The organism is Rhodothermales bacterium (assembly GCA_034439735.1).
Lineage (GTDB): Bacteria > Bacteroidota > Rhodothermia > Rhodothermales > JAHQVL01 > JAWKNW01.
This window is the reverse complement of record JAWXAX010000179.1, coordinates 1-11372: the sequence shown is the minus strand read 5'-3', so window position 1 is coordinate 11372 and position 11372 is coordinate 1. Positions and strand designations below refer to the sequence as shown.

Below are 11372 nucleotides of genomic sequence, written 5' to 3'. Positions count from 1 at the left end.
TGGCCAGTAGCGACCCGCGGGCGCTGGTCGGACTCGGGACGGAGGCTGTCGTGGACGAGGTGGAAGCGGTGTGGCCCGATGGCCGGCGGGAGCGGTTCACCCCCCCACCGTCCGGTGCATATAACCAGTTGATTCAGGGGAAGGGAGTCCAATTGACTGGCTCGATTGCTGTATCACAATGAGCCGCCGCGCCGAACGGCGCATCTTGACCTTCCTATCTGGCTCAAACTTTGGAAAAGAAAAGCGCTTTTATACTCACGCCAACAGAAAAGCGCTTTTCCATATGCACCCGGCTATTGCCAAGCCTTAAAGTTTTCTTTACACTCCCATCCGCTGAGAATACTACGGCGAGGATCACGACCGGAACGAAGTAGCCCCTGTCCCTTCACAGCCGTTCCCATCCTTTCTGCCCCCCGCGCTCGCGTTTGTTATTCAGGCGCTATACCTCCATCCTGGTCGTACCGGAAGCGGTATGGTATTTTCCTATGGTCGCCGGTCCTGTATCCAGGATTTCCTCAATCCCATTTTAAAGAGATCTATATGAATCGATTCTCTACCGCAGCGCTGGGCGTACTCCTGGCGGCCTCCCTGGTGCCAGGCTCGAACGCCCTGGCTCAGGAAGGCCCTCAGGTCGTCCGAGCAGAACGTCACAACACCTCGATTCCCCTACGTCAAATGCAAGCACCGGCCGCGTCTAAGACCGGTTATGCACCCTTTGAAGTACCCAACCGTTTCACCAAGTTCGGCTTGCCGGCCGAAGGCGTCGACAAAGCCGGCAACTTCATCGATCCCGTCCACCAGGTGCAGAGCGGCGCGTTCGCGCCGACCGTCGGCCTGAGCTTCGACGGCTCATCGGATGACGACAACTCCGCCGTCCTCGGCTTCCGTGTTGTTCCTCCGGATACCGATGGCGACGTAGGGCCGAACCACTATGTACAGTGGATCAACTCCGTCACGGAGATATTCGACAAAAACGGCAACACCCTGCTCGGTCCTGTCGCCGGCAACATCTACTTCCAGGGCCTCGGCGGCGACTGCGAGGCGGACAACAACGGCGATCCGATCGTGCTCTATGACGAGCTGGCCGACCGCTGGCTTGTGAGCCAGTTCGCCGTGTCCGTGGCGCCCTATTTCATGTGTATCGCCATCTCGGAGACGAGCGATCCGACCGGCGCGTACCACCAGTATGCGTTCCCCTTCGGCAACGACGGGCCGGACTACCCGAAGCTCGGCATCTGGGGCGACAGCTACACGATGACCACGCGCGACTTCTTTAACTTCAGCTCGTTCGTGGGTATCAGCGCCGTGGCCATGGACCGCGACGCGATGCTCGCCGGCCAGCCGACGACGATGGTTCGCTTCCCCAATGCCTTCGCGTCGATCAGCGACGGTCCGTTGCCGGCCGATGCCGACAACGCGGTCACCGGGCCGGCTCTGTTTGCCGCGCACGGCAATGATAGCGACACCACGTTCGAACTCTGGCAGCTGAACGTCGACTGGAACAACCCCGGCGCGGCGACCTTCTCCGCACTGACCGGCGTCACCATCCCTACGTACGACGGCATCGTGCCCTCGGCCAACCAGCCGAACGGCCAGGTGTTGGACGACCTGTCCAACTTCACGATGCACCGCGCCAACGTGCGGGACTTCGGGACGCACAAGTCGATGGTGGCCAACCACTCGGTGGAAGTCAGCACGGGTGTCATCGGCGTCCGCTGGTACGAATTCCGCAATATGGGCGCCAACTGGACACTCTACCAGTCCGGAACCTACAGCCCGAACTCGGATGACCGCTGGATGGGCTCCATCGCGATCAACGCCAACAGCGATATCGCCCTCGGCTACTCCCGCTCCAGCAGCTCCCTGTTCCCGTCGATCTACATGACGGGCCAGACGGCTGATCAGAGCGGCACCGGTGTGATGAACGTCGCCGAGACGCTCCTCCACGCCGGCGGCGGCTCGCAGAGCGGCGCCAGCCGCTGGGGCGACTACAGCATGATGTCGGTCGATCCCACGGACGATACGTCGTTCTGGTACACGACCGAATACTACGCGTCGACGGCGAGCTTCGACTTCAACACGCGTATCGTTAAGTTCGACCTCGGCGGTGGCGGTGGCGGCAACATCCCGCCGGTCGCCAGCTTCACGTCGACCTGCACGAACCTGGTGTGCAACTTCACCGATACCAGCACGGATGCCGATGGAACAATCGCATCCCGGGCCTGGACCTTCGGCGACGGCGGCACATCAACGCTACAGAACCCGAGCCATACGTACGCCACGGCCGGCACCTTCACGGTTGGCCTGACGGTTACGGATAACGCGGGCGGCACGGGCACGACCTCGCAGAGCGTCACGGTCACCAGCCCGGGCGGCGGCACGATGCACATTGCCAGTATCACGATCACGGCGGTTAAGGCTCCGGGCGTCTCCGGACGCGTCTCCCGCGCTACCGTGAAAGTGGTGGACAACAACGGCGTAAACGTCGGATCGGCTACGGTAAGTGGCGAGTACTACGGGCTCTTCGCCCAGACGCCGGCGCCTGTTGTCACCAACAGCAGCGGCGACGCGATCTTCACGTCGACGACCAGCTCCAGTGGGCGTAACATCATCAACCTGAGCAAGTTCTGCGTCAACACGATCACGCATGCCTCGTTGACCTACACGCCGGCCAACAACGTCGATCCGATTTTCGACTGTACGGTTGCGCCGGATGCGCCGCAGACGGAATCCGCCTCCCTCGCCGCGAACAACGCGACTTCGGAGACGCCGGTCGACTTCGACATCGCGCAGAACTACCCGAACCCGTTCAACCCGACGACGATTATCGCCTACGCGGTGCCTGAAGCGACGGACGTGACGGTGAAGGTGTTCAACATGCTCGGTCAGGAAGTGGCCACGCTGGCCTCCGGCTACCACGACGCCGGCCGTTATGAAGTCGCCTTCAACGCGAACGACCTCAGCGCGGGCATCTACCTCTACACGATCAAAGCCGGTAGCGTCGCGGTCACCAAACGCATGACGCTGCTGAAATAACGTTGAAACGTTGGACGTTGATGCGTTAAAGGGCGGGCGCCAGTGGCGTCCGCCCTTTTTTATTCGCTCAACCCGAGGCGCTCCCGCACTTCCCGAAAATCGTCCGGCAAGGCTGCCTCCAGGGTGAGGCGCTGGCCTGTGAGCGGCTGCTCCACCGACAGCCACGCGGCGTGGAGCAACAGCCGGTCGCACCCGAGCTGCTCCCGGAAGTACCGGTTGTGGCGATAGTCGCCATGTTTATTGTCGCCGATGATCGGGTGATGGATATGGTCCAGATGCCGGCGCACCTGGTGGTAGCGCCCGGTCCCCGTCTCGGCCTCTACCAGCGCATAGCGGGAGGTCGGGTACCGGCTGATGGCGAACGGCTGTTCGGTCCGCGCCAGGGTGCGGTATCTCGTGACGGCCGGCTGGGGCGGGGTCGATGCCTCGCGAGGCGCCTGGAAGCGTTTGTCGCGAATCTGCTTCAACGGATAATCGATACAACCCGACTCCTCGGGATGGCCGCGAACGATGGCTATATAGCGCTTGCCGACCGTTTTCTCCGCGAACTGGGCCCCCAACAACCGAGCGGCGTCCGGGCTCAGGGCAAACAACAGGACGCCGGAGGCCGACTTATCGAGGCGGTGTGCCGGGTACACCGGCCGGCCGAGCCGATCCGCGAGCAGCTGCATCGCGGTCGTATGTTCGTGCCGGTCGAGATACGTTCGATGGACCAGCAGTCCCGACGGCTTGTCGATGGCCACAAACGCGTCGTCCTGATGAAGAAGTACCAGCGATTCTGGGGTCATAGGGAATGCGGCTCTCAGAGCTTCGCCAGGTAGCCGCCGTCGATCGCCAGGTCGATGCCCGTGATCCACGCGGCCTCGTCGGAGGCCAGAAAGAGCGCTCCGCTGGCAATATCCTCCGGCCGACCCAGCCGGCCCAACGGGTAGTTCGGGATCCACTCCCGCGCCGCGCGCTCGTTCCAGTCCTCGCCCGGTTTCAGACGCGTGCGCGCCATGGCGGTGTCGACCAGGGCCGGAGAGATGGAATTGGCCCGCACCCCGTGCGGGCCATAGTCGACCGCCAGCGAGCGGGTAAGATTCAGGATGGCGCCTTTGGTGGCGCTGTACGCCGAATTCGCCGGCTGCCCCCGATGGCCGGCGACGGATGCGATGTTCACGATCGAGCCCCCGCCCCGGGCCATCAGCACGGGTAACGCCGCGCGGCAGACCAGGAATACGCCGCGCACGTTGATGGCCGTCATCCCATCCCAGGCTTCCACGGGTGTCTCGTGCAACGCCGTGCGGCTGAGGATGGTGGCCGCGTTGTTCACGACGATATCGAGCCCTCCCCAGCGATCGACCGTCTCCTGCACCATCCGGGCCGCATCCGCCTCGACGGAGACATCGCCTTCGATTCCTACGGCTTGACCTCCGGCCGCGACGATGGTATGGAGCGTTTCCTCGAGTCGATCCGCGCGCCGGCCCACGATGGCCACGCGCGCGCCCTCGCGGGCGAAACGTTCCGCGATGGCGCGACCGATGCCGGTGCCGCCACCGGTCACGAGCGCTGTTTTGTGTTGAAGTCGCATGCCCGGGATAAGATCGTCAAAAACCGCTTGTACGCCGCGCGGTACGATCGTTCCGGGTTCAAGCGTTCAGGGTCCGGCATTTGCTGGCGGTTTGCCCGGCCGGCGCCGCCGCTTCCTCTCAAGCGACGGCGCCTGCGCCAGGCACGCCCCCCTCAGGCGTGTACTCGCCGCCAGCCCGAAAGCCGGCGACGGGTTTTCTGCAACGGGACTCCGGAACCACGAAACCAGAACACCCGTGCACTATTCCCTGCGCGGAACCCGTTCTACATCCGACATACGCTCGTAAATTTACGTTCGTAATCGTTTAGATTATCTTTTTTTTATCCTCATCCTCCATCCCACGGCCATAGCGTTTTGATACGGTTACCCCTGCTGCTGGTGTTTTTCCTGACGATCACTGCCGCGCGCGCACAAACCGGGCGCGAGCTCGTCGTCATCCCCGAAACCCTCACGCACACCCCGGGCGCGCCCTGCCTATTCGAGGTGACCCTGCTGGATGTGCGCGCATCTCTCACCGAACAAAGTCGGATCTTCCTGCCCGATTCCTCCGAGCTACGGATCGAGGACGTGCGCCGGCTCGGGCCCGATCGTATCCAGTTCACGGTCGTCGCCTCGGGGGATCTGCGCACCCTCGGGCACCATCCCTTTTTCGTGTTCTCGGGTACCCCGGATCAGCCGATTCGCGAGGGTCGCCTCACGGTGCTCGGCGCGCGGCCGGCCGTCGCGCGTGTACACGTCCAGGCCAACCACGCCGTGGAGGACACGCTCGACCTCGGAACGGCCGACATGACCGACTTCGACCTGATGCTTGCCGGCGGCCACTTCTACCGGGGCACACAGGTCGTTTTCGAGGATCCGGCGTTTGTCATGGAACGCGTCACCTGGGAAGATCGGCCCGACAGTGTGGTCGTGCACATCCACATGAAAAACCCGGGGCCTCACGCTCGGCCGCTGCGCTTCGATGTAGTCCATCCCTTCACACCCAGCGTCTTCGAGCGTGAACTGCCGGTGCGTGCGCGCGCGCCGCGTATAGCCACCATGCAGCCAACACGACTCCAGGCCGGCAACACCCGCGAGCGGATCACCTTGCTCGGCGAAGGCTTCGCCGGTGGCGCCCGAGCCTATTTTAAAGAATTGCCGCCAGAAGAAGTCGGACCATCGACGGTTCAGGCCGACATGATCCAGTTCGACGCCCGCATCCCCATCGGCACCGAGCAGTTGACGGTGATCGTGGAAAATATGGACGGACAGACGGCCGAGCGGACCGCCAGCGTGTCGCGGGATCTCCAGCCGGCGAAGGCTACCGTGCGCAACCGATCGGGCAAACTGTATTTTGGCCAGAAACAACGGGTCGAGTTCCGCTCCGAGAGTGAAGAGGCGTTTGACCTCCGGGAGCGATATGTCCTGCAGGTGGAAGGCATGGACGCCCTTCCGCTCCAGCCACGCAGCGCCGGCGTGATCCACGCCGAACTCGACCTCCCCGAGGACGCCAGCGCGTTCGACGCCACGGGGCGTCTCGAACGCCTGTTCACCATTCGTTCTGCCGACGGCGCCCGCGAGTGGTCCGGCGTGCTGGACATCTACCTCCCGCCCCGGATCGCCGACCGCAAACCGATCGTCATCCGCCCCGGAGAACAACGCAAGATCCCCCTCTCCGGCCGCTACCTCACCGAGGCCGCGCTAATTTCGGACGCCGGCGTGATTCGCGCCAGCGCCCCGCTCACCGACGAAACGCTCGAACTCACCGTCCGCGCCAGTACCGACGCCGTACCCGGCCCGATCGAGCTCTACCTGGTACGGGACAACATCCGGTTTCAGACCATCGCGGCGCGCATCGTGCCCTGGGCCGAACCGGCGACCTTTATCCGATGGGGCTACGATAAAAAGACGAAGCGTGAGATGCCCCACTGGTCACAATCCAACGGATTTCTCGCCACGCCATCCAACGGCCAGATCGTAGTTGCGATCAACGGCGATCTGTTGCCGGCGGATGCCGAGACCCAGGATATCCGGCTCGAAGTTCGTAACAACAACATCAATACCGTCCTCCACACCCAGCGGTACCGCGTCACGCGGGGCTCGTCGGAAACCGTTCTGATCAACCTCGAAGGCAAGGTGGAGCCCGAGCAGATCCTTCGCATCGGCATCGCGACGCCGCAGGACTCGACCAACTTCAACTTCGTCCGCGTCGTCCGCGCCCCGCGCGAGAAGTGGGACGTCACCGCCGGCGCTTCCGTCGTTCGGGTCGCGTTTAATGGCGATGTCCAGGTGCTCAACAGCGTCGGCATCGGGGCCACCTACGCGCTAGACGAAAAAGACGACCTCGGGATCAATATCGGCGGACTCTTCATCGGCTACGAAAGTCGTGTAGTAGACTTCGGGATGACCTCGTCTATCACTTTCTTCAAACGATTGACCCTGGGGATGGGATGGAATATGTTTGGCCCGGGCGCCAGGGCTGCCGAGGGCACGCTGTTTGAGAGACGCGGATTCATGGTTGTTGGCGGCACGTTTAACCTTGCGCTTCCCTGAAGGGTTTAAGGTTCGAGGTACTTCCCCTTAAACCTTAAACCTTGAACCTCGAACCATAAACCCTTTGTAGGGCAAACCCTGCAATTTCATCCCAGCACATGGGAATCACGATCTTCTCCGTATCTTTGGGAACGGAATCGATTCGATTTAGAATAAGTCTAAATTACATCCCATCTAGCCCCTCGGAGAACATAGTGCCATGACACTGAACGAACTGAAGCCAGGCTGCTGCGGCCGTATTACCTGTTGGTGCGACGGCTTATCAGACCGTCTCTGGGAGCTGGGCATTCTGCCAGGAACGCTTGTCGAAGTTGTTCGCATAGCTCCGTTCGGGGACCCTATCGCCCTCAAGATCAAGGATTCCCAGATCGCCATTCGCCGGGCAGACGCAACGCGTATTTCCATAGACGCGCTCTAATCTCCTCTTTTTCGTTGAACCCGGCTCACCCATGGCCTCACGCCGTCCAACACTCGACAGCGCAACCTTAGAGGCCAGGAGTACGCGCCGGATAGCGGTCGCCGGCAACCCGAACGCCGGCAAATCGACCGTCTTTAACCTGTTGACCGGCATGCGGCAGCGGGTGGGCAATTACCCCGGTGTGACGGTCGAGCGCAAATCGGGCCGGTTGCTGGGTGCCGAGCATGTCGAATTGCTCGACCTCCCCGGCACCTACAGCCTGAACCCCAAATCGCTGGACGAACAGATCGCGTACGACACGATCACGCACCAGCTGGATGGGGAGGACGCGCCCGACCTCGTCTTGTGTGTCGTCAACGCGACCAATCTGGAGCGTAACCTCTATCTCGCCTCGCAGATCATCGACCTCGGCGTGCCGACGATCGTGGCGCTTAATATGATGGACGAGGTGGAGAAGGCCGGCCTGGTCATCGACACCCGGATGCTTTCGGAAATCCTCGGCGTGCCGGTGGTACCCATGGTGGCCACGAGAAAGGAGGGATTCGAGGAGTTGAAGCACGCACTCACCGCGCCCCTGCCGCCGCCTGGCAAGACCTACTGGCGGCTGCAGAAGGACGTCCTCGCCGAGGTATCGACGCTCGCCGGCACCCTCCGGGCGCAGCGCCAGGATTTGTCCGAAGCTCGCAGCCTGGCGGAGTGCCTGCGCATCCTGACGAGCGACCGCCTCCTGGAGGGCTGGAAAAAACGCCAGCCGGCATTCCACCAGGCCGTGCTTGACGCGCGAACAGCGCTGAACACGAAGGCTGTCCCGTACACCCAGGCCGAAGTCACAGGCCGCTACGCCTGGCTTGCTCGGGTCGCCGTCCGCGTAACGAAGAAGGACCACGAAGTCGAGGCCCGGAAACTTACCGATCGGCTGGACGCGATCCTGGTGCATCGGGCCTTTGGGCCGCTGATTTTCGCCGGCATTCTGCTGCTCGTCTTCCAGGCCATCTTCACCTGGGCGACGCCGTTTATGGACGGGATCGAGCAGGGCGTGATGGCGCTGGGCGGGCTGGTGCGCGACGTGGTGCCGGCCGGCATGGCGGCGGATCTGCTGGTCGACGGCGTGCTCGCCGGCGTGGGCAACGTCGTCGTCTTCCTCCCCCAGATCCTTTTCCTATTTTTCTTTTTGAGTCTGATGGAGAGCACCGGCTACATGGCGCGGTCGGCCTTTATCATGGATCGGGTCATGCGGCGCTTCGGGCTTTCGGGCGGCTCGGTGATGCCCATGATGAGTGCGTTTGCCTGCGCGGTGCCGGCCATCATGGCCACGCGCACCATGGAAAACCAGCGCGAGCGGCTGCTGACCATCATGGTGCTCCCCCTGCTGAGTTGTTCGGCCCGGCTGCCAGTCTATACCCTGTTCATCGCCGCGTTTATTCCCGCGACGAAGGTGTTCGGGCCAATCGGGTATCAGGGGCTGACGATGCTCTTCCTGTACGTGTTTGGCCTGGTGACGGCGTTTGGCGCCGCGTGGGTGCTCAAGAAGATCCTGAAGGGGCCGGACTCGTTTTTTATGCTCGAGCTGCCGCCCTACCGCGCCCCGCAGTGGAAAATGATTTTCTGGCGGATGTACGAACGGGCGAAGATGTTCGTCTGGCGCGCCGGCCGGGTGATCTTCTTCTTCAGTATCCTGCTCTGGTTCGCGGCCTCGTACCCTGAAGCTCCGCCGGACCCAAGCCTCGAAGCCCGCCGTGTGGTCGTTGAGGCCCAGATCACCAGTGCCTCTGAAGCCGACCGGGCCGCGCTCGAAGCCGAGTTGGGCGAACTCGCCAACGCCGAGGGGGCCTATCAGATGGAGCAGAGCTACATCGGCCGGCTCGGGCGGTTCATCGAGCCCGTAATGCGGCCGCTGGGGTTCGACTGGAAGCTGAGTGCCGGCATTCTCTCAGCCTTCGCCGCCCGCGAGGTCATCATCGGCGCCCTCGGCACCATTTACAGCGTCGCCGACGCCGATGAACATAGCGTGGCGCTGCGGGACCACCTGCTCAACGCGCGCGACCCACAAACCGGCAAGCCGGTGTACACCACGCTCGTCGCCCTCAGTCTGCTTGTGTTTTTTGTGCTGGCCCTTCAGTGCACCAGCACCGTCGCCATTGCCCGGCGCGAGTTGAACTCGTGGAAGTGGGCGATCGTCATGTGGTGCTACATGACGGGCCTCGCTTACCTCGCTTCTCTGATCGTCTACCAGGGCGGGCTCGCGCTGGGCTTGGGGTGAGTGAAGGTGCGCTTTTGTCCCTTAATTTGTTATCTTGGGGGATCATCCCCACACTCCCCTGCCCGATATGAAACGTCCCGTTTACGTCCTTGCCTTCCTGACTTCGCTGGCGCTGGCCGGCTCGATCCACGCCCAACACGCCCCTGAAAATCCGCCCATGGAGGGCTTCAACACCGCCGGCTCCGACGCCCGTGCCATCGAAATCGCCGACGCCGTCATGCAGAGCATGGGTGGCCGTGCCAACTGGGACAACACCCGCTTCCTCTCCTGGGGCTTCGGCGCCGACGAGCAGGTGTGGGACAAATGGACGGGCGACTTCCGCTACCAGCGCGACAGCCTGGTAGTGCTGATGAACGTCAACACCAAAGCCGGCAAGGCGTACGCGGACGGTGTCGAGATCGCCGATCCGGCCGAGAATCTCACCAACGCCTACCGCGCCTGGGTCAACAGCGGCTACTGGTTCCTCCTGCCCTACAAGCTGAAGGACTCCGGCGTGACGCTGAAATACCTTGGCGAAGGAGCGACGGAGGACGGCCGCGCCGCCGAGATGCTCCAACTCACGTTCGAAAATGTCGGCCTGACGCCACAGAACAAGTACCACGTGTACGTCGACAAGGCGCGGATGCTGGTCACCCAGTGGGCCTATTTCCCGAACGCGACGGATGCGGAGCCGCGGTTCACACGGCCGATGGGGAATTGGAAAAAATACGGGGACATCATGCTCTCTGATTTCCGCGGCGAAGGCCAGAACGGGCCGTTTATTATGCCCCATGCCGGGGCTTTCAACGCGGTTCCGGAAGCCGTCTTCTCCAGCCCGAACCGGTTCGACCTCGCGTCGCTGAAACAGTAATTACGAAGTCGTTGGAAGTGCGGAGGCGCGCCGGTGTAACCCCGCCGGCGCGCCTCCCGTATTTTGGGAGGTCCTGCTTTTTTGTTTCACCCGGCCCGACCTACCGTCATGCGCACGCTCCACGCCTTCCCTCTCATTCTGCTTCTCACGCTCCCTGCAGCCGCCCAGAACGCCCGTATACTCGCCGACGACGAGGCGTGTGTAAACCAGGGCTGGGGCGACCGCGAGCGGTACTGCGAGGTACGCGAAATCACCCTGCCGGCCGACCGCTCGGTCATCGACATCGACGGCGGGCAAAACGGCGGCATCCGGGTGGAGGGATGGGATCGGGATGAGATACTCGTGCGCGCCATCGTGAGCGCGACTGCCCGTACCGAAGACGCTGCGCGTGAGCACGTAGGCGAGGTGACGATCGATACCGATGGGACGATCCGGGCGGACATCCCGAAACGCACGGGCAGGGGGAATGACTGGACGTCCGTCAGCTTCGAGCTTTTTGTACCCCACGCCTCGAACCTGGCCATAGAAACCCACAACGGCGGCATCCATATCGCCGAAATCGAAGGGGATATCCGCTTTGAGGCCCTGAACGGGGGTGTGAAGCTGATCGACCTCGCCGGCGATGTCCGTGGCGAAACGACCAATGGCGGCGTCGAAATCGAACTGGCCGGCTCGGAATGGGAGGGCGAGTCGCTGGACGTCG

At 62.7% G+C, this 11372-nt stretch carries 8 protein-coding genes; 6 read left to right on the top strand and 2 right to left on the bottom strand.

Going from position 1 to position 11372, the window contains the following annotated elements; translation table 11 throughout:
* Together SH809_13760 and SH809_13755 are read left to right on the top strand one after the other, a co-directional pair.
* Positions 1 to 182, top strand: a 182-nt coding sequence (locus tag SH809_13760) for an ASPIC/UnbV domain-containing protein (protein MDZ4700770.1), incomplete at its 5' end; no start/stop codon positions are given.
* 358 nt (positions 183 to 540) lie between these two features.
* A complete protein-coding gene (locus tag SH809_13755) occupies positions 541 to 3036 on the top strand; it encodes a PKD domain-containing protein (protein MDZ4700769.1) in 2496 nt (831 codons plus the stop codon).
* A gap of 59 nt (positions 3037 to 3095) precedes the next feature.
* Here SH809_13755 and SH809_13750 read toward each other — a convergent pair whose 3' ends face one another.
* Positions 3096 to 3824 carry a pseudouridine synthase gene (locus SH809_13750; protein ID MDZ4700768.1) on the bottom strand — a complete coding sequence of 243 codons (729 nt, stop codon included), beginning with the start codon at positions 3822 to 3824 and terminating at the stop codon, positions 3096 to 3098.
* Between the two features lie 14 nt (positions 3825 to 3838).
* Entirely contained in the window at positions 3839 to 4609 is a 771-nt protein-coding gene (locus SH809_13745) for an SDR family oxidoreductase (protein ID MDZ4700767.1), read from the bottom strand.
* 354 nt (positions 4610 to 4963) lie between these two features.
* On the opposite strand from SH809_13745, the gene SH809_13740 reads away from it, so the two are divergent.
* From SH809_13740 to SH809_13725, 4 genes are all read left to right on the top strand, one after another.
* Complete coding sequence (locus SH809_13740; GenBank protein ID MDZ4700766.1) at positions 4964 to 7141, top strand: hypothetical protein; 2178 nt, start codon at positions 4964 to 4966, stop codon at positions 7139 to 7141.
* Positions 7142 to 7590: 449 nt separating this feature from the next.
* The gene (feoB, locus tag SH809_13735; protein ID MDZ4700765.1) at positions 7591 to 9819 is read left to right on the top strand and encodes a ferrous iron transport protein B; all 2229 of its coding nucleotides are present in this window, start codon (positions 7591 to 7593) and stop codon (positions 9817 to 9819) included.
* Between the two features lie 67 nt (positions 9820 to 9886).
* Positions 9887 to 10669: a hypothetical protein gene (locus SH809_13730; GenBank protein MDZ4700764.1), complete on the top strand. Its 783-nt coding sequence runs from the start codon at positions 9887 to 9889 to the stop codon at positions 10667 to 10669.
* A 108-nt stretch (positions 10670 to 10777) separates the two neighbouring features.
* On the top strand, positions 10778 to 11372 hold a 595-nt coding region (locus SH809_13725; protein ID MDZ4700763.1), incomplete at its 3' end, for a hypothetical protein.

Coding starts and splice junctions, on each gene's coding strand:
- SH809_13755 (MDZ4700769.1), top strand. CDS start 541: ATGAATCGATTCTCTACCGCAGCGCTGGGCGTACTCCTGGCGGCCTCC.
- feoB (MDZ4700765.1), top strand. CDS start 7,591: ATGGCCTCACGCCGTCCAACACTCGACAGCGCAACCTTAGAGGCCAGG.
- SH809_13745 (MDZ4700767.1), bottom strand. CDS start 4,609: ATGCGACTTCAACACAAAACAGCGCTCGTGACCGGTGGCGGCACCGGC.
- SH809_13730 (MDZ4700764.1), top strand. CDS start 9,887: ATGAAACGTCCCGTTTACGTCCTTGCCTTCCTGACTTCGCTGGCGCTG.
- SH809_13750 (MDZ4700768.1), bottom strand. CDS start 3,824: ATGACCCCAGAATCGCTGGTACTTCTTCATCAGGACGACGCGTTTGTG.